The organism is Xanthomonas bromi (assembly GCF_900092025.1).
Classification (GTDB): domain Bacteria; phylum Pseudomonadota; class Gammaproteobacteria; order Xanthomonadales; family Xanthomonadaceae; genus Xanthomonas; species Xanthomonas bromi.
Genome location: NZ_FLTX01000053.1, coordinates 1 through 17207 on the forward strand (window position 1 = coordinate 1; position 17207 = coordinate 17207).

The following is a 17207-nucleotide window of genomic DNA, read 5'->3' on the forward strand; positions in this document are numbered from 1 at the left end:
AGGAGCTAGGGCCAGGGCTGCGACCGTCGCAGTAGCGCACTGCGGGCTGAGCGCTAGCGTCGACAGGCATCAATCGCCCGACGACACACCTGCTGCAGGCATCACGGGCGCCGGGCGCATACGGTCATGCTCGCGGTGCCTCGATAGCGCCACGAAGCAATTGGAAGTTGACTAGCGGCAGCACCGAACAACGGTCAGCCGACGCGCTGAGCGGTCCACTACGTGTGCGGCGCAGTGCCGCCACCGCACACGCACGGCAGTGGCAATCGCACCGGCCCCTGGCCCCCTATCACCAGCTCACGCGCGATGCGCAGTTGCCAGATACTCCGCGCTCTGCATCTCGATCAGCCGCGAGGCGGTGCGTTCGAAGGCGCCGGCCAGGCGCTGGCCGCTGTACAAGGATGCAGGCGCATCTTGCGCGGTGCAGACCAGATTGACGTGGCGGTCGTACAGCTCGTCGATCAAGTTGACGAAGCGGCGCGCGGCATCTTCGTTCATGCGGTCGAAGTGCGGAATGCCGCCCAGCAACACGGTGGTGAATTCGCGTGCGATCTCGATGTAGTCGCCCGGTCCGCGCGGGCCTTCGCACAGCGCGGCAAAATCGAACCAGGCGATGCTCTTGCCACGCGCGCGCACCGCAATCTTGCGCGCCTCGATTTCGATATTGCCCGCGCGTGCCTCGGCATTGCCGCTTAATTCGCCCCAGCGCTGCAGCAGCCAATCATCGGCTTGCGCATCCAGCGGCGCGCGATAGACCGGCGAGCGCGTGAGTGCACGCATTCTGTAGTCCTCGGTGCCTTCTGCGTAGAGTTCCACGCAGAACTTCTGCAGCAACCCGATCGCCGGCATGAAACTGTCGCGCTGCAACCCGTTGGCGTACAGGTTTTCCGGCGCGGTGTTGGACGTGGTCACCAGCGTCACGCCCTCGGCGAACAGGCGCTCGAGCAGGCGCGCCAGCAGCATCGCATCACCGATGTCGGTGACGAAGAATTCGTCCAGCACCAACACGCGCAGATTCTCGCGCCACTGCTGGGCGATCCTGGCCAACGGATCGCTCTGCCCGGCGTGCTCGCGCAACTGCTCGTGCACGCCGCGCATGAAACGGTGGAAATGCGTGCGGTACTTCTGCTTGATCGGCAGGCCGTCGTAGAACAGATCGACCAGAAAGGTCTTGCCGCGCCCCACCCCGCCCCAGAAGTACAGGCCACGCACCGGTTCGGGTTTTTTCCAGAACGCCGACAGCCGATCCAGCCAACCGTCCTGTTCGCTGTCCACCAGCGCTTCGTGGATACGGTCCAGTTCCGCCAGGGCTGCCAGCTGCGCAGGATCGGCGCGCCAGTCGCCGCGTTGTACGCCGGCGGCGTAGCGCTGCGACGGGGTCATCTCACTCATTGCATTCTCCGCGCGCCGGCTGCTGCCTGGCTCGCTCAACAGCGCATCGCCGGGCGATACGCATGGGCCGTGCCGCGGTCAGACTGCGGCCGGCAACCAGCGCCGGACACCATGCTGGATCGCACCGCGCAGGTCGATCAATTTACGGTGGAAGAAGTGGCTGGTATCGGGCATGCGCACCAGCTCGGGCTGCTGCTCCAGGGTGTCCAGCCAATCGTAAACCGCTTGCGGGTCGACGATTTCGTCGGCATCGCCCTGGATCACCAACCACTGCGCCGGCGGCTGGATATGGCTGAAATCCCAGCGCCCGGCCGGCGGCGCGATCGAGATCAGCACCTGCGGTTCAAGCGATCCGGCAGCACGCAACGACACATACGCGCCGAAGCTGAAACCGCCCAACCACAGCGTGTGGCCCGGGCGCTGCGTCCGTACCCAGTCGGCAACCGCACGCAGATCGTCCTGCTCGCCATCGCCATGATCGAACGCGCCCGCCGAATTGCCGACACTGCGGAAATTGAAACGCACCACGGTGATGCCCAGCTCGCGCAGCGCACGCGCGGCCATGGTGACGACCTTGTTGTGCATGCTGCCGCCCTCGGTAGAGAGCGGATGGCAGAAGATGGCGGTGACCGCATGTGCGGCAACATCCGGCTCGGGCAGATCGACCGCGACATCCAGCGGGCCGACCGGCCCCTCCAGCGTCAACGCAGCCGATTCGGTGGGGAATGGGGGATTGGACATACCGTCATAATAGCTGCCCCGCCGGCCGCGTTCATCGCCCGGCCTGCACACTTCGTTGCGTTGCCCATGCATTTTCTGCTGTTTGCCGTTGTCTGCAGTGTCCTGGTGTCGGTGCTGTTGAAGCTTGCGCCACGCCGCCAGATCGACGTGTTTCATGCCATTACCTGGAACTACGCCACTGCCGCGCTCCTTGCGTGGTTGACGCTGCATCCGGCGTTGGGCACGTTGCATGCCACCACCACGCCCTGGTTGGCACTGCTGCTGTTGGCCGTGGCACTGCCCTGCGTTTTCCTGCTGCTGGCACGTTCGGTCGCGGTTGCCGGCATCGTACGTACCGATATCGCACAGCGCTTGTCGTTGCTGCTCTCGCTGGCCGCAGCCTTCACCGTCTTCGGCGAACCGGTCAATGGCTGGAAACTGGCAGGGCTGGCACTGGGTCTGCTGGCAATCGTGTGTCTCGTGCAACGACCGCCACAGCGCGGCGCTGCGGACCCGCCGTCGGCGACGGTCGGCTTGCCCTGGTTGGTGGGCGTCTGGATGGGCTTTGCGCTCATCGATCTGCTGCTCAAGCACATCGCGCAAGCAGGAACGTCGTCGCTGACGTCGTTGACGCTCTGCTTTGCCCTGGCCTTCGCGCTCATGCTTGCGTTGCACGGCGTCCGTCGGACCCGCGGTGTGCGGCTGAGCGCCCGCAGCATGCTTGCAGGGGTGCTGCTGGGTGCGCTCAATTTCGGCAACATCCTGTGCTACGTGCGGGCCCACCAGTTGTTGCCGGATCGCCCCGCGATGGTGTTCGCGGGCATGAATCTGGGCGTGGTCGTGTTGGGTGCGCTGGTCGGCAAGCTGGGGTTTGCCGAACGCCTGGGTCGGCGCGGCTGGTTGGGGCTGGGACTGGCGGCCCCCGCGATCGCGGCGATCGCCTGGGGAATGCGTCTGGGGTGACGATCACGTTTTCGGACTACGCGACGCCGGTTCGCAGCCCGGCTCCGGCGCCGGGACGCGATCGCTACGATGGACTCACAGTTCCGACAGGAGTGTGTGATGCGCTTGAGCCTATTTTCGAGCAACTATCATCGGGTCGCTGCAGAACCGCCAAGCCCGGCATCCACCGATAAGCTGGCGGATGCACCGGGTGCGTGTTCGCAGCACCCGCTCGCTCAAGCGCCGAAGACCGATGCAACGGCTGGCGCGTCCAAGTCGCGCCAGGGCATGCTCTCATCGGCGCGAAAGTCACTGGCGACACTGCGCAAGCAGCTGCCTTCGATGTGCCTGGGTTCGCCCACCACCAAGGCGAGCCAGAACCCCCTCCCGCGCACCTCGGCCGCGCCCCACAGCGCAAGGCGCGATCCGGCGCCGCCGCTGCGAGTCCCGCCAACGCGCGTCGATGCGCAATGGCAAGCGGCCGCGCCCGCACCGTCCGATCGGGTTTCGCAGCGGCGTGATCCGACCCAAGCGCCGCCGCCGAGGCAATCGGCACCCACCCGTGCTACGGGCCGCGTACCGGTACGCGAAAGCAGCACCGGCCCAGCACGGCAACGGCCGGCACCCAGCCCGGTCAACGTCGATCGGATGAGACAGCCGCAACCGTCCTCCAGGCAGTCGCGCGCCACGCCGGTGGCGCACAGCGTGTCGCCGCAGCCTGCCGCGACGGCGCAACACACACCGCTGCCGGCGTTGCGCAACCTGAATAAAAAGTTGGCGCTGCTCGACAAGCAGAAATACGAGATCGACCAGCGACGATTCGCTGAGGATCGCCCGCCCACGGCGGAGGAACAACAGGTGCTCGCCGAGCGTGCGGAGCTGATCGCCAGGCGCAATGAGGTTCGCGACATTCAGCTCAGCACGATGCTGGAAGGGCTTGCCCCCATGGAGACGATCAATGCACCGCGCACAACGACCAGTTCGATAGGCGGCGTCCAGCGGGACGTGGTGCAAGGCAATCGACGCGCCTTGCTCGCCGTGCAAAAGCAGAACCTCGACATGGACTTGATAGCGGGCCATTACGCACGGGCGCAGCGGCGCCTGCAGTCTCTGAAGGACAGCGGGGCGCCTTACAAAAAGACCGCGCGTCTGGAACGCATGATGCAGGGTTACAAGAACTTCCTGGCGTTGCAGGAGATCGTCAAGAGCACCGACGATCAGTTGGAACGGATGGGCGGACCGCGGCTGATGGACAGCAGGCCTACGACAGCCGAAGAACGTCGGTTGGCGTATGAGCAAGAACTGGACGACCAACGCGCGGCGGACGACTACATTCGCTAGCTGCGGGCAACACCGGGCGCGCTGTGTGTCCGTGGCGGAAGTGGCATCGCTTGCGCGCCGACGGCCGGCGCGCGCTGCAGATCAGGTTGCGGTTCCGCTCCGAGGCGATCGCGCCCGCATGCAAACCTGGCGGGCGATCAGCAAGCGCAACGCGCCGTCAACGCTCCCAGTGCGGGAACGGGTCGTCCAGCAGCTGCCATTGCGCCGGCCCCTGACGCAGTTCCTGGTCGTTGAGCAGGCACGCGTCCAGCGCAGCGCGCGTGCGCGGCGCGTCCATCTCCACGCCGATCACCGCCAGCTCCTGGCGGCGGTCGCCCCACAGCGGATGCCATAGCCGCTGCATCGCGGCGTATTCGCTGGCATCGCCCACCTCGTGCGGTTGCGGCAGCGGCGCGCTCCAGCAGTGCGTCTGCTGCCGCTGCCACCCGATGTCGGTGTAGGGCAACGGCGTGATGCTAGTTTGCAGGGGTTGGCCGATCGATTGCGTATCCACCCGGTGCCGCGCAGCGAACCAGAAACCGGCTGCGTTGGTCTGGGTGGCACCGCCCACGCTGGACAGTTCGCCCACCCAATCCATGCGACTTGCCAGCCAGAAGAAGCCTTTACTGCGGATCACCTGCGGCAGGCCGCTGTGCACCATGCGCGCGAAGCGCTGCGGATGGAATGGCCGACGTGCGCGATACACGAAGCTGCTGATGCCGTATTCCTCGGTTTCCGGCGTGTGCTGGCCGCGCAACTCCTGCATCCAGCCCGGCGCCAGCTGCGCACGGGTGAAATCGAAACGCCCGGTGTCCAGCAGCTGCTGCAACGGCACTTCCCCATGCACCGCATCGATCATCACTGCCTCGCGGTTGAGCGCACGCAGCACCGCACGCAGGCGTTGCAGCTGCTGCGCCTCGATGCGGTCGCACTTGCTGATCACCAGCACATCGGCGAATTCCACCTGTTCGCCCAGCAACTGCACCAGCCCGCGCGTGTCGTCAGGGCCGGCTTGTTGGCCGAGTTCGGCCAGCGTGGCGGCCGAGCCGAAATCCTCCAGAAAACGGCTGCCATCCACCACCGTCACCATGGTATCGAGCCGGGCGATGTCCGACAGGCTGAAACCGTCGGCGTCGCGCACGGCGAAGGTGGCCGCCACCGGCATCGGTTCGGCGATACCGGTCGATTCGATCAGCAGATAGTCGTAGCGGCGCTGCTCGGCCAACCGCCGCACTTCCTGCAGCAGATCGTCGCGCAGCGTGCAGCAGATGCAGCCGTTGCTGAATTCCACCAGCGTCTCTTCGGTACGCCGCAGTTCCGCGCCGCCATCGCGCACCAATTGCGCGTCGATGTTGACCTCGCTCATGTCGTTGACGATCACCGCCACACGCAATCCCTCGCGGTTGTGCAGGATGCGGTTGAGCAAGGTGGTCTTGCCCGCGCCCAGAAAGCCGGACAGCACGGTGACGGGAAGACGCGGATCGCGCTTGGGGGACAGGGACATCCTGAGAGCCTGGCTGAAGTGAAGTGTTACTATATAACAATTACTCGACAGGTCATTTCAGATGCGCGCCACCGTCTCGCTGCTGGACAGCTCAGCCATTGCCCTGTCCGGGCTATGCCTGTTGCATTGCCTTGCCCTGCCGCTACTGGCAGCAGCGCTACCGCTGCTGGGCGCCTGGAGCCGGGCCGAATGGGTACACGTGGTGTTCGCCATGGCAGCGCTGCCCCTGAGCGGCTACGCGCTGTGGAGCACGCACCGTCGGCATGCGCTGCCGGCACCGGTCTGGGTGTTGGCGCTTTGCGGGCTCACCGGGCTGGTGGTTGGCGCGAGTGGTCTGGCCGGCGACGCGCTGGAAACGCCGATCACGGTGATCGGCAGCCTGCTGCTGGCAAGCACGCATCTGCTCAATCTGCGGCTGCGTCGCCGACATGCAGGATGCGCGAGCTAACCGCACCACGATCAGCGCACAGCGCAGTTGTTGGCGCGGCGCGCATGGGCAGGTTGCCAGGTTGCGGACACGCGCACATCGATCGACAAGCGCCCGGCAGGCGGTCGCACATGTCGCCGCATACCGGAGCTGCGGCGTGGCTGCGACCTGCTGCAGCAGTGAGCACTGCTGCGCGCTGTGCGGGCGCGTCCACCTGGCCTGAAGGACCTATGCCGTCGTCAATGCGCGTGCCGGCTTGCAGCAGGCGCCGGCGCGCGATGAAGCGCCCTGTGCAAGCGCACGACAGGCAGGCATCAATGATGGCCGACAGGTGCTGGTGCTACAGCGAGAAACCCAGCAGCACCGGGTCGTGATCGGAGCTGCGCCAGGGCCCTGGCAGGTTCCGCTTGGCATAGCCGGCCGCGTCCATGACATCGGCATTGATATGCCATTCGGCCGCGCCACGCAGTTGCTTGGCCATCGCCGGGCTGAGCAGAGCGTGATCCAGGCGCCCGCTCATGCCGTCGTACACATAGCTGTAGGGCTGTTTCACCCCGGCCACCGCAAACGCGTCCTGCCAGCCGCTGGCACGCAGACTACGCATCGGCATTTCCATCGCGTAGGCATTGAAGTCGCCCAACAGCACCGCGAGTTTGGTCTGCGCGCCGGTGGGGTCGGTCTGCAGCCACTGGTGCAACCGCTTGGCCGATTCGGTGCGGGTGGCATTCCAGCAGGCCTGGCCATCCTGCTGATCGGCGTCGGCACCGCTGGCGTTGCCGCAACCCTTGGACTTGAAGTGATTGGCCACCACAACGAATGTGGCTCCGCGCGTGCTGCGGAACGCCTGCGCCAAGGGCACGCGGCTGTGATTGTCGAACGGCCCGCCAGTCAGCGTGGCCGGCTTGCCCACCGGGGTGACCTGCGTGCTGCGGTACACGATGCCGACCCGGATCGCATCGTCACCCGAGCCGTTACCGGTATCGATGAACTGCCAATCCTTGTCCTTGCCGGCAGCGTTGAGCGCGGCCACCAACTGCGCGATCGCCGTATCGGCGCCGCTGCCGTCGTTTTCCACTTCCATCAGCGCGGCCACATCGGCGCCCAATGGCACGATGGTGGCGACCAGCTTGGCCAGCTGCGCCTGGAACTGTTCGTGCGTGCGCGCACCGCGCTTGGTCGGGAAGCCACCGCCACGGCCATTGCCGTTGAAGAAATTCTCCAGGTTGAACGAAGCGATGCGCAGATCGCCGCCCACCTGCGGCGCAACGGCTGTGGGCATCGACGGTAAGGTCAACGGACTCAGCACCTGGATGCGGTAGGTGCCGTCGTAGCGTTGATCGACGATGCCATCGACCGATTTGAGCAGGCTACCGCTGCGCAGGACCGGATCGGCAGGCAGATACGACACCGCCTTGGGGCTGCGGCCGTTGCGCGCATCGTCCAGCAGCACGCGACGGCGTGCGTTATCGGCCTGCACCTGCGCGAACGCCGGCGTGCCGGCTGCGGCCACCTCGCTCGGCTGCCACAGGCGTCCGCCGAACGCGGCGACCAATTCACCGTACGTGTCCAGGCGGTCGCTGCCATTGAGCGCGAGCGCAGCGATGCGTACGTGCTCGCCTTCGAGCGCTTCCCAATTGGCCGGCGGGCCACTGAGCATGCGCACCGGCACCGGTTGGCCACTGGCGAGCCGCTCGAGGCTGCTGGCGTCCAATGTGGTCAGGCTGGCCTCGCCGCCTGCCGAGACCTCGCGCACGGTGCCGACGATGCGCACGCGGTCGCCCACCGCCAGCTCGGCATCACCGGCACCGGTGACGAATAGACCATGCGAGCGCCGGGGCTCGAAACCGGGTTGCTGCACGAACAGGCCGGCCAGACCAACGCGCGTGTCGGCGGTAACGATGCCTTCCACCTCCACCACGCGGCCGTCGTACGGGCTGCGGCTGTCTTCGCCCTGTACATCGGCAATCGAGAGCCGCTGCGCGGCACCGTCGGAGGCGCTGCAGAGCAACGGAGCCAACAGACCAACTAAACCGAGCACAACCAGCGGGCGACGCGACATCGAACGACTCCAGGAAGGTGGATCAAACGCAAACGCCGCCCGGAAGGCGGCGCGTGATCAAGGAAAGCGCGAAGGCAGGCTAGCAAATCACGGTGAATTATTGCCAGGCGCGTCCGCTACGCAAACCCGATGCGGCCAATGCATTGCATCGGCGCCGCGCCGTTCTTGCCGGCGCCCAGAGTTGCACGCGACGCATTCGATAAAGACGAACATGGCACGCGATAAACCGCGCCGGTTGGAACACCGCAGCCCAGGTCGCCGACGCCTCGCCAGAACCTTATTTCAGATTACCCAGCATCCAATCGACGGTGGCGCGCACCTGCTCTTCAGTCAGGGCCGGATTGCCGCCCTTGGGGGGCATGATGCCGCCATCCGGACCGTTGTAGCCCTCGATCGCGTGCTTGTACAAGGTGTCCTTGCCCTGGGCGATGCGCGCGTCCCAATGCGAATGGTCCAATGTTGGCGCCTTGCCTACACCGGTGGTGTGGCAGGCGGTGCACAGGTTGTTGAAGATGGTCTTGCCGTCGGTCGTGCCGCCGTAAGCAGACTGCGAGGCGGCCTTGGCCAGCGCTGCGGCCTGGGCCGCGGCCTGCGCGGACGCACCGGTGGCGCCGGCATAGACCGCACCGGCAGGCGCAATGCGTTGCTGCATGCGTTTGGCGGCCGTGGGCGAGACGTCGTCGGGGATAGCGCGTTGCAAATAGGCTGCCAGGGCGATCAGGCCCAGGGTGATCACCACGAGTAATCCGATCACCATCGAGAATTTTTTCAGGAACTCGAGGTCGTAATTCCGCACGCGCTCACCCCTGGCTGTTGGTCGAAGACCTCTGCTAGCGCGGAGTATAGAGCACAGTGCAGGCCAGTCTGACCAGCCTGCATGACACTTTTCGTAACGATGTGCGCTGCGCCCCTGGTGGGCGGATGCTTCTGTCCGCAGGCACACGTGCGTCGCTTGGATAATTGCCGCAGCGCCGCATGCGGTGCATTGGTCTCCGCCGAGGGAATTGCGTATCATTCCCAATAACACACGGTGACGCGGTTCCCGCCTCGCCCGGTCCCGCCTTGAGGAGTCGCCGCGATGAAATCTTTTCTCCTGTCCTGCCTGGCCTTGGCCAGCCTCAGCCTTTCCGCCCAGGCCCACGAAATCTGGATCGAGCGCGACGGCAGCGGCCCGGTGCGCATCTTCTTCGGCGAGCCGGCGCAGGACGCCCTCGACCATGGCGAAGACGAGATCAAGCGCGTGGTCAAGCCGACCGTGTTCGGCACCGCCGGCAAGGCCGGTCCGCTGCAGCGCGGCACCGAGTTCCTGACCGCCCCCCTTGCCGGCAGCGGCGATGCCTGGCTCAGCGACGACAGCGTGTTCGAGCCATGGAAAGGGGAAGCTGGCGGTTTCGAGACGGTGAGCTACTACGCACGCGCCGGCCGCACCACGCCGGCAGCAAAACTCGATTTCGAACTGGTGCCCACCGCTGCCAACAGCAATACGCTGACCGTGCTTTATCGCAACAAGCCGCTGCCCAAGGTCGAAGTCACGCTGATCGATCCACAGAAGTGGCAGAAGACGCTGACCTCCGATGCCAAGGGCCAGGTCACCCTGCCGATGCTGCGTGCCGGCCGCCACATCCTGGTCGCCACCAACAAGGAACCGGTGAAGCGCGAGATCGCCGGCAAGCAGGTGTCGATGGTGCATCACATCAGCACGCTGACATTCCTGGCCGAGTGAGCATGGTCGACGCGGCTCCCGCGCAGTTATGGAACAGGTGTGGCCGGTGCCCTGCCGCGGAAGCTGCGCCGCCCACTTCGCGCTTCGTTCGCCGCAGCCGGAAGCCGCTAGCGCTTGGTGACCCTGCCGGCCTTTCAGCAGTGCGCTGCTGTGGGCCGGTTGCTGCCCCTCGGCCGCGCGTGCAGTGGGTCTGATGTCCAGCGCACCGCTCCTGCCGCTTCCCTGGTTCAAACGTCCCTGGCTGGGGGTGCTTGCGCGCACGTTGGCAGCGATCTTCGGCGGCTACGCGCTGGCCAGCGCAACCAATTTGCTATTGGCACTGACGTTGCCGATGCCGCGCAGCGAAGCGGTGTTGACCAGCATGCTGGTCGGTATCGTGGTGTGCGCGTGTGCGCCATTGTGGGCCTTCGCCACCGCCAGTGTGTGGCGTGCGTGGGCCGGCATTGCGGTGCCGGCGGCGCTGATGTTCGCGCTGTCGGCTTGGCTGCAACGGAGCGCAGCGTGAAGCAGGGCTTTCGCCAGTCGATGGCGTGGCTGCACACCTGGACCGGGCTGCTGGTCGGCTGGGTGTTGCTGCTGATCTTCATGGGCGGCACCGCCAGTTATTACCGCGACGAAATCAGCCGCTGGATGCGCCCGGAACTGCCCACTACCACGGTGAGCACCGCCACGGCACTGCGCAGCGCCGAGCAGTATCTGCAGACGCACGCAGCCAATGCAGTGAACTGGAACATCACCTTGCCGGATACGCGCACTCCGGTGGTGAGCATGTACTGGCAGAATCCCCCGCCCGCCGACGGCAAACCGGCCGAGCGCCGGCAGATGTACGGCAACGCCATCATCGACCCGGCCACCGGCAAGGACATCGCCGCACGCGATACGCTGGGCGGCGAGTTCTTTTACCGGCTGCATTTCGATCTGCATTACGTGCCGGTGATGTGGGCGCGCTACATCGTGGGTTTCTGCGCGATGTTCATGCTGGTGGCGATCATCAGCGGGGTGATCACGCACAAGAAAATCTTCAAGGACTTCTTTACGTTCCGCCCGGGCAAAGGGCTCCGGTCGTGGCTGGATTTCCACAACGTCAGCGCGGTGACAGCATTGCCGTACCACGCGATGATCACCTACACCGGCATCGTGACCTTGATGTTCATGTACCTGCCGTGGGGCATCAAGGCGCGCTATGCGGGCGATGAAATGCGCTTCTACGACGAGGCGGCCAATCGGGTGGTCGATACGCGCAAGGCGGCCGGCACACCGGCGCACATGCTGCCGCTGGAGCAGTTTGTGGCACGTGCGCGCAGCGACTGGCGTGGTGGCGATGTGGGCAATGTCGCGGTGTCGTTTCCCAACGATGCGCATGCCGCCGTGGGGGTAAGTCAGTTGGCCGACCACCTCTCCACCGATACGCCGTCCATCCTGTTCGATGCAGTGAGTGGCGAGCGGCTGCAACGTAGCGGACCGCCGGGCAGTGCCAGCCAGACGCACGGTGTGATGGTGGGGCTGCATCTGGCCCACTTCGCCGGTCCATGGCTACGCGCATTGTTCTTCGGCTCCGGCCTGCTCGGTTGCCTGATGGTGGCCAGCGGCGTGGTGATGTGGGCGGTGAAAGAACGCCCCAAGCATCTGAAAGCCGGACGCATCGGTTTCGGCCTGCGCCTGGTGGACGCACTCAACATCGGCACGGTGGCCGGCTTGCCGATCGCCTTCGCCAGTTTTTTCTGGGCCAACCGCGTGTTGCCGGTGAACCTGGAAGCCCGCGCAGCGATGGAGGCCAATCTGTTTTTCGCCGCATGGGCTGCGGCGTTGCTGGCTGCTTTCGTGTGGCCGCGGCGTGCGATGTGGAGCTGGCAGTTGTATCTGGGCGCGGCGTTGTTCGCGCTGCTGCCGGTGCTTAACGCGATCACCACCGATGTGCATCTGGGCGTGACGCTGCCGGCCGGGCAATGGGCGCTGGCCGGTGTGGATCTGGTGTGCCTGGTCCTTGGTCTTTGCCTGGGCATCGCCGGCTTTCGCTTGCAGCGTTGGAAGGGACCGCAGCCTGCTTCGGCGCGCCGTGCGCGTGCTGCTGCGTCCGCAACGCCCGCGCAGCACACCGCGCCGATCCAGGAAAGCGCATGAGCGTCGTGCTGTTGCTGGCGCTGAATTTTTCCGGCTTTGCGGCGCTGTGCCTGGCGATGGACAAGCATCAGCAGGCGCTACGCGGCCACCTGTTGGGCGCGGCACGTTCACGGCAACTGCGTGTGCTGGGTTGGTTGCTGCTGTTGCTGACGTGCGGCCTGGCGGTGCATGCGCAGGGCTGGGGCATCGGCTCGGTGCTGTGGCTGGGCACGTTGACCGCAGCTGCAGCGGTGTTGTCGCTGTGGCTGCTGCCGTATCGGCGTGGTGCGATCGTGCCGGCAGCGGTGGCCGCACCGGTGCTGGCAGGCTTGGTGCAGGTATTGGTGGGTTGAAAGGTGCGCTGCAGCACGCGCTCGGGCTGCAGCATGTCGAGAAACAGCACCACGTTGACGCCTTCGGGCCGCGCCATGCTGGGGAAGATCACGCCGGGAATATCCGCTTCGCGCAGCAGATCGCCAAGCACCCAGCTCACCGGTTCTATCTTGTTGACCAGGGCCTTGCGCCAGTCGTCGGCCCACTCTGCCCACAACGCATCCCAGCTGGCATCGAGCAGACGCAGATCAGCCAGCGCCGGAAGATCGGCGGCATAACTGACCAGCGTCAACGGCGGCAGGAATGGGGGCAGCCTGCGCGTATTCGGCCGTGGCGGTTTCCAGCTGCAGCGACAGATACAGCGCCGGCTGACCGAAGCGATTGAAGCGCCCGCCCGAGCGCGCCGCACCGGCACCGCTCAGCGGTTCGGCGGCCCAGCGCGGTGTGAAGGCGCGATAGAGCGTGCAGTGCGCCGGGGCGCTCAGCTTCAACCGGCGGCCCCTGCGGCGACCGTGCGCAGATAAGTCAGCGCATCGTCGGTGCGCCCCTGCTTGACCACTTCCAGCAAGGTGGCGAACTCAAACGCGGGGATCGGCGTGTTTTTGAGATGGAACACCACCTGGCGCTCGTCCGGCTGCACCTGGGCCATCGCCACCAGCAGGCGTGACAGATTGCGCAGCAGGTCCTGCACGCGCGGGCTTTCGGGATGCACGCGCAGGCTGTTGCGGTGTACGCCTGCCAGCTCGGCCAGTTCCTGTTGCGACAGATCCAGCAGGCCGGCCATGGCCGAGGGGGACAGGATGGTCCGGTCCGGCACGCGCAGGCGTTCGGTCAGGGCAAGGGGATTGAGAACGGCAACCATCGCGCGGCTCCAGCAAGGGGTGTGCACAGTATATGCACAGTCAGGCCAAGTTGCGTTGCACCTTCATGCGCACGGGCAGTGCACTGTCAGCTGGTCGGTTGCGCTGCGCCCACCGCACGCAGACAGAAGCCGCAGATCGCCTCGACCAACTGCTCGCCTTGCTGCGGGTCGCCGCGACTGGGGGCGATCGGCCCCACCAGCGCTTCGGTGAACGCGCCGACGATGCAGGCCGCCGCCGTGTCCAGAGACTGCTGCGGGAACTCCCCGGCCGCCACGCCTTCGGCAAGCAGTTGACGAAACACCTCGCCGAACAGACGCCGGCCACGGATCCGCTCGGCGTCCACCTCGCTTTCCACAGGCTCGGCGATAAAGGCGTAGGCCAGCGCCGGGCCCGCCAAGGCACGTCGTACGAAGGTCGCGATCGCGCTGCGCAAGCGCTCGGCAGCGCTGGCCTGAGTGGCGGCGACAGCGCGCAGGATAGTCATCTCGCGCTGCACGGCTTCGTTGAGAACTTCCACGAAAAGTTCGGACTTTGACGGGAAATGCCGATAAATCTGCCCAGTCGAAACGCCGGCGGCAGCTGCCACCGCGGCGATCGGTGCGTTGCGGTAGCCGCCTTCGGCGATCAGGACGCGGGCCGCGTGCAGGATGCGTTCACGGTTGCCGGCCAGGCGTTCTTCCATCAGGGCGGAGCGTCGATAAGCCATGGTGTGATTCTTGGTTCAATAGTTGAATTTTAGTTCACTTCTTTGTTGCAAACCGCTAGGCTGGCAACATTCGCCGCGCGGCCCGCCCGCTCCCACCCGGCACGTCCCGATTCCTGTGGAGTTGTTGCATGCATGTGCCGTCCCTGAACTTCGAGCTTGGCGAAGAGATCGATCTGCTGCGCGAAAGCGTGGCGACCTTCGCCAGCCACCATATCGCCCCGCTGGCCGCGGCCGCCGATCACGATAACGTGTTCCCCTCCCAGCTCTGGCGCCTGCTCGGCGAGCAAGGCCTGCTCGGCCTGACGGTAGAAGAAGCGTACGGCGGCAGCGGCATGGGTTACCTGGCGCATGTGGTGGCGATGGAAGAGATCTCGCGCGCCTGCGGTGCGATCGGATTGTCCTACGGCGCGCATTCCAATCTGTGCCTCAATCAGCTGCGCAAGAACGCCAGCCCGGAACAGAAGCAGCGCTACCTGCCCAAATTATGCAGTGGCGAGCATGTGGGCGCGCTGGCGATGAGCGAAACCGGCTCCGGCTCGGACGTGGTGTCGATGAAGTTGCGCGCCGATGCCCGTGGCGACCGCTACGTGCTCAACGGCAGCAAGATGTGGATCACCAACGGACCGGATGCCGACGTGTTGGTGGTGTACGCCAAGACCGACCCCGACGCTGGCGCGCGCGGCATTACCGCCTTCATCGTCGAAAAGGGCATGCCGGGTTTTTCCACTGCACAGAAGCTGGACAAGCTGGGCATGCGCGGCTCCAACACCTGCGAGTTGGTGTTCACCGATTGCGAAGTGCCTGCAGAGAACGTGCTGGGCACGCTCAATGGCGGCGTGCGCGTGCTGATGTCCGGGCTGGATTTCGAGCGGGTGGTGCTGGCGGGCGGCCCGCTTGGGCTGATGGCCGCGGCGATGGATGTGGTGCTGCCGTACGTGCACGAGCGCAAGCAGTTCGGCGAGCCGATCGGTAGCTTCCAGTTGATGCAGGCCAAGCTGGCCGACATGTATGTGGGGCTCAATGCCTGCCGCGCGTATGTGTATGCGGTGGCGCGTGCCTGCGATGCCGGGCGCACCACCCGCCAGGACGCCGCCGGCGCGATCCTGTATGCCGCCGAAAAAGCCACCTGGCTCACCGGCCAGGCGATCCAGGTGCTGGGCGGCAATGGCTACATCAACGACTACCCCACTGGCCGCTTGTGGCGCGATGCCAAGCTGTACGAGATTGGCGCGGGCACCTCGGAAATCCGCCGCATGCTGATCGGCCGCGAGTTGTTCGAACGCACCGCCTGACGGAGCCACCATGAGCGTGATCGATAGCCAGCTGCAGGTCAGCGGCGAGAGTTTTCAACACAACGCCGCCGCGATGCGTGCGGTGGTCGACGACCTGCGCCGCACACTTGCACAAACGGCGCGTGGTGGCAGCGAGGCGGCACGCGCCAAGCACACTGCGCGCGGCAAATTACTGGTGCGCGAGCGCATCGACGCGTTGCTGGATCCGGGCAGCGCCCTGTTGGAGATCGCGCCGCTGGCAGCGCATGGCATGTACGACGATCAGGTGCCGTGCGCGGGCGTGGTAGCCGGTATCGGCCGCGTGTCTGGCGTGGAATGCGTGATCGTGGCCAACGATGCCACCGTCAAGGGCGGCACCTATTACCCAATGACGGTGAAGAAGCATTTGCGGGCGCAGGAAATCGCGCAGCAAAACCGGCTGCCGTGCATCTATCTGGTCGATTCCGGCGGCGCGTTCCTGCCGCTGCAGGACGAGGTGTTCCCGGACCGCGACCACTTCGGGCGCATCTTCTACAACCAGGCCAACCTGTCGGCAAACGGCATTGCGCAGATCGCCTGCGTGATGGGGTCGTGTACCGCTGGCGGTGCATATGTGCCGGCCATGAGCGATGAAACAGTGATCGTGCGCGAGCAGGGCACCATCTTTCTGGGTGGCCCGCCGCTGGTCAAGGCAGCCACTGGCGAGCAAGTCAGTGCCGAAGAACTGGGCGGCGCCGATGTGCATACGCGCATCTCGGGTGTGGCCGACCACGTTGCCGACAACGATCTGCAGGCGCTGGCGCGCGTGCGCGCCATCATCGCGCAGCTCAACTGGCGTAAACCTGCCGCATCGTTGGCGCTGCAGGAGCCACTGCCGCCGCGCCATGCCGCCGACGAACTGTATGGCGTGATTCCAGCCGATGCCCGCAAGCCCTTCGATGTGCGCGAAGTGATCGCGCGCATCGTCGACGACTCGCGCCTGGACGAATTCAAGCCGCGCTATGGCAGCACGCTGGTCACCGGATTTGCGCATCTGCATGGTTATCCGGTGGGCATCATTGCCAACAACGGCATCCTGTTTTCGGAGTCGGCACTCAAGGGCGCGCACTTCATTGAGCTGTGCACGCAGCGCGGCATTCCGCTGATCTTCCTGCAGAACATCACCGGCTTCATGGTCGGGCGCAAATACGAACATGGCGGCATCGCCAAGGATGGCGCCAAGCTGGTGATGGCGGTGGCCTGCGCCAAGGTGCCCAAGTTCACCGTGGTAATCGGCGGCTCGTTCGGTGCGGGCAACTACGGCATGTGCGGACGCGCATACTCGCCGAACTTTCTGTGGATGTGGCCGAACGCGCGCATCGGCGTGATGGGTGGCGAACAAGCGGCCAGCGTGTTGGCCACGGTGCGCCGCGATGGCATCGAAGCCAAGGGCGGTGCGTGGTCGGGCGAAGACGAGGATGCGTTCAAGGCGCCGATCCGTGCGCAGTTCGAGCAGCAAGGCCATCCGTATTACGCCAGTGCGCGGCTATGGGACGACGGCATCATCGACCCGGCCGACACGCGTCGTGTACTGGGTCTGGGGTTGTCGGCGGCATTGAATGCGCCGATCGAGCCGACGCGCTTTGGCGTGTTCCGCATGTGAGTGGATTGAGTGCCTAGCAGCCGCAAGCCTGTGTGCTGCGGTAGGTAGGCGCTGATGGTGAGGTTCTGTCCTGTCCGCGCTGGCAATCGCTGAAGTTTGCGTAGCTGGTCTGGAAGCAATACAGCACCTTTTCGCAACAAACCTGCCCTGCCTTCGATGTAGCTGTGAAACAGACAAAACTTTTTCTTCGCAGGACGACCCGCCA

At 65.5% G+C, this 17207-nt stretch carries 16 protein-coding genes and 1 pseudogene; 9 read left to right on the top strand and 8 right to left on the bottom strand.

The features are described from left to right. Positions 1 to 297 precede the first annotated feature (297 nt). Complete coding sequence (gene zapE, locus XBLMG947_RS16140; protein ID WP_065469647.1) at positions 298 to 1392, bottom strand: cell division protein ZapE; 1095 nt, start codon at positions 1390 to 1392, stop codon at positions 298 to 300. Positions 1393 to 1470: 78 nt separating this feature from the next. Continuing rightward, positions 1471 to 2133 carry an alpha/beta hydrolase gene (locus tag XBLMG947_RS16145; protein WP_065469696.1) on the bottom strand — a complete coding sequence of 221 codons (663 nt, stop codon included), beginning with the start codon at positions 2131 to 2133 and terminating at the stop codon, positions 1471 to 1473. 66 nt (positions 2134 to 2199) lie between these two features. Here XBLMG947_RS16145 and XBLMG947_RS16150 point away from each other — a divergent pair, with 66 nt between their 5' ends. Further along, positions 2200 to 3075 carry an EamA family transporter gene (locus tag XBLMG947_RS16150; protein WP_065469648.1) on the top strand — a complete coding sequence of 292 codons (876 nt, stop codon included), beginning with the start codon at positions 2200 to 2202 and terminating at the stop codon, positions 3073 to 3075. A gap of 99 nt (positions 3076 to 3174) precedes the next feature. Then, complete coding sequence (xopR, locus tag XBLMG947_RS23970) at positions 3175 to 4395, top strand: type III secretion system effector protein XopR (protein ID WP_083993178.1); 1221 nt, start codon at positions 3175 to 3177, stop codon at positions 4393 to 4395. Between the two features lie 157 nt (positions 4396 to 4552). On the opposite strand, the gene XBLMG947_RS16165 is transcribed toward xopR, so the two are convergent. Next, positions 4553 to 5878, bottom strand: coding sequence for a GTP-binding protein (locus tag XBLMG947_RS16165; RefSeq protein WP_065469649.1), 1326 nt, complete (start codon positions 5876 to 5878; stop codon positions 4553 to 4555). Between the two features lie 61 nt (positions 5879 to 5939). Here XBLMG947_RS16165 and XBLMG947_RS16170 point away from each other — a divergent pair, with 61 nt between their 5' ends. Next, positions 5940 to 6326 carry a MerC family mercury resistance protein gene (locus tag XBLMG947_RS16170; protein WP_065469650.1) on the top strand — a complete coding sequence of 129 codons (387 nt, stop codon included), beginning with the start codon at positions 5940 to 5942 and terminating at the stop codon, positions 6324 to 6326. Positions 6327 to 6645: 319 nt separating this feature from the next. Here the strand turns inward: XBLMG947_RS16170 and XBLMG947_RS16175 are convergent, their stop codons facing one another. Together XBLMG947_RS16175 and XBLMG947_RS16180 are read right to left on the bottom strand one after the other, a co-directional pair. After that, on the bottom strand, positions 6646 to 8364 hold the full coding sequence (locus XBLMG947_RS16175; protein ID WP_065469651.1) for an ExeM/NucH family extracellular endonuclease: 1719 nt from the start codon (positions 8362 to 8364) through the stop codon (positions 6646 to 6648). 277 nt (positions 8365 to 8641) lie between these two features. Continuing rightward, positions 8642 to 9160, bottom strand: a complete 519-nt coding sequence (locus XBLMG947_RS16180) for a c-type cytochrome (RefSeq protein WP_065469652.1) — start codon at positions 9158 to 9160, stop codon at positions 8642 to 8644. 282 nt (positions 9161 to 9442) lie between these two features. Between XBLMG947_RS16180 and XBLMG947_RS16185 the strand changes: the two genes are divergently transcribed. The 4 genes from XBLMG947_RS16185 (at position 9443) to XBLMG947_RS16200 (ending at position 12540) form a co-directional block, all read left to right on the top strand. Beyond that, positions 9443 to 10087, top strand: a complete 645-nt coding sequence (locus XBLMG947_RS16185) for a hypothetical protein (RefSeq protein WP_065469653.1) — start codon at positions 9443 to 9445, stop codon at positions 10085 to 10087. 193 nt (positions 10088 to 10280) lie between these two features. Beyond that, positions 10281 to 10592: a DUF3649 domain-containing protein gene (locus XBLMG947_RS16190; protein ID WP_065469654.1), complete on the top strand. Its 312-nt coding sequence runs from the start codon at positions 10281 to 10283 to the stop codon at positions 10590 to 10592. Next, positions 10589 to 12208 (top strand): PepSY-associated TM helix domain-containing protein, encoded by a 1620-nt coding sequence (locus XBLMG947_RS16195; protein ID WP_065469655.1) that lies wholly within the window; start codon positions 10589 to 10591, stop codon positions 12206 to 12208. Before XBLMG947_RS16190 ends, XBLMG947_RS16195 begins: the two co-directional genes overlap by 4 nt. Further along, positions 12205 to 12540, top strand: a complete 336-nt coding sequence (locus XBLMG947_RS16200; protein ID WP_065469656.1) for a DUF3325 domain-containing protein — start codon at positions 12205 to 12207, stop codon at positions 12538 to 12540. The genes XBLMG947_RS16195 and XBLMG947_RS16200 overlap by 4 nt, the downstream gene beginning before the upstream one ends. Positions 12541 to 12548: 8 nt before the next feature. Here the strand turns inward: XBLMG947_RS16200 and XBLMG947_RS16205 are convergent. The 3 genes and pseudogenes from XBLMG947_RS16205 to XBLMG947_RS16215 form a co-directional block, all read right to left on the bottom strand. Then, positions 12549 to 13011, bottom strand: a pseudogene (locus XBLMG947_RS16205) (RES family NAD+ phosphorylase); the annotation flags it as partial. Further along, positions 13008 to 13382, bottom strand: coding sequence for a hypothetical protein (locus XBLMG947_RS16210; protein WP_017156918.1), 375 nt, complete (start codon positions 13380 to 13382; stop codon positions 13008 to 13010). The gene XBLMG947_RS16210 and the pseudogene XBLMG947_RS16205, both read right to left, overlap by 4 nt. 86 nt (positions 13383 to 13468) lie before the next feature. After that, entirely contained in the window at positions 13469 to 14089 is a 621-nt protein-coding gene (locus XBLMG947_RS16215; RefSeq protein WP_065469657.1) for a TetR/AcrR family transcriptional regulator, read from the bottom strand. 128 nt (positions 14090 to 14217) lie between these two features. Here XBLMG947_RS16215 and XBLMG947_RS16220 point away from each other — a divergent pair, with 128 nt between their 5' ends. Together XBLMG947_RS16220 and XBLMG947_RS16225 are read left to right on the top strand one after the other, a co-directional pair. Beyond that, on the top strand, positions 14218 to 15381 hold the full coding sequence (locus XBLMG947_RS16220; RefSeq protein ID WP_065469658.1) for an isovaleryl-CoA dehydrogenase: 1164 nt from the start codon (positions 14218 to 14220) through the stop codon (positions 15379 to 15381). Between the two features lie 10 nt (positions 15382 to 15391). Then, a complete protein-coding gene (locus XBLMG947_RS16225) occupies positions 15392 to 17002 on the top strand; it encodes a carboxyl transferase domain-containing protein (protein WP_065469659.1) in 1611 nt (536 codons plus the stop codon). Positions 17003 to 17207: the final 205 nt, after the last annotated feature.

Coding starts and splice junctions, on each gene's coding strand:
- zapE (WP_065469647.1), bottom strand. CDS start 1,392: ATGAGTGAGATGACCCCGTCGCAGCGCTACGCCGCCGGCGTACAACGC.
- XBLMG947_RS16145 (WP_065469696.1), bottom strand. CDS start 2,133: ATGTCCAATCCCCCATTCCCCACCGAATCGGCTGCGTTGACGCTGGAG.
- XBLMG947_RS16150 (WP_065469648.1), top strand. CDS start 2,200: ATGCATTTTCTGCTGTTTGCCGTTGTCTGCAGTGTCCTGGTGTCGGTG.
- xopR (WP_083993178.1), top strand. CDS start 3,175: ATGCGCTTGAGCCTATTTTCGAGCAACTATCATCGGGTCGCTGCAGAA.
- XBLMG947_RS16165 (WP_065469649.1), bottom strand. CDS start 5,878: ATGTCCCTGTCCCCCAAGCGCGATCCGCGTCTTCCCGTCACCGTGCTG.
- XBLMG947_RS16170 (WP_065469650.1), top strand. CDS start 5,940: ATGCGCGCCACCGTCTCGCTGCTGGACAGCTCAGCCATTGCCCTGTCC.
- XBLMG947_RS16175 (WP_065469651.1), bottom strand. CDS start 8,364: ATGTCGCGTCGCCCGCTGGTTGTGCTCGGTTTAGTTGGTCTGTTGGCT.
- XBLMG947_RS16185 (WP_065469653.1), top strand. CDS start 9,443: ATGAAATCTTTTCTCCTGTCCTGCCTGGCCTTGGCCAGCCTCAGCCTT.
- XBLMG947_RS16190 (WP_065469654.1), top strand. CDS start 10,281: ATGTCCAGCGCACCGCTCCTGCCGCTTCCCTGGTTCAAACGTCCCTGG.
- XBLMG947_RS16200 (WP_065469656.1), top strand. CDS start 12,205: ATGAGCGTCGTGCTGTTGCTGGCGCTGAATTTTTCCGGCTTTGCGGCG.
- XBLMG947_RS16210 (WP_017156918.1), bottom strand. CDS start 13,382: ATGGTTGCCGTTCTCAATCCCCTTGCCCTGACCGAACGCCTGCGCGTG.
- XBLMG947_RS16215 (WP_065469657.1), bottom strand. CDS start 14,089: ATGGCTTATCGACGCTCCGCCCTGATGGAAGAACGCCTGGCCGGCAAC.
- XBLMG947_RS16220 (WP_065469658.1), top strand. CDS start 14,218: ATGCATGTGCCGTCCCTGAACTTCGAGCTTGGCGAAGAGATCGATCTG.
- XBLMG947_RS16225 (WP_065469659.1), top strand. CDS start 15,392: ATGAGCGTGATCGATAGCCAGCTGCAGGTCAGCGGCGAGAGTTTTCAA.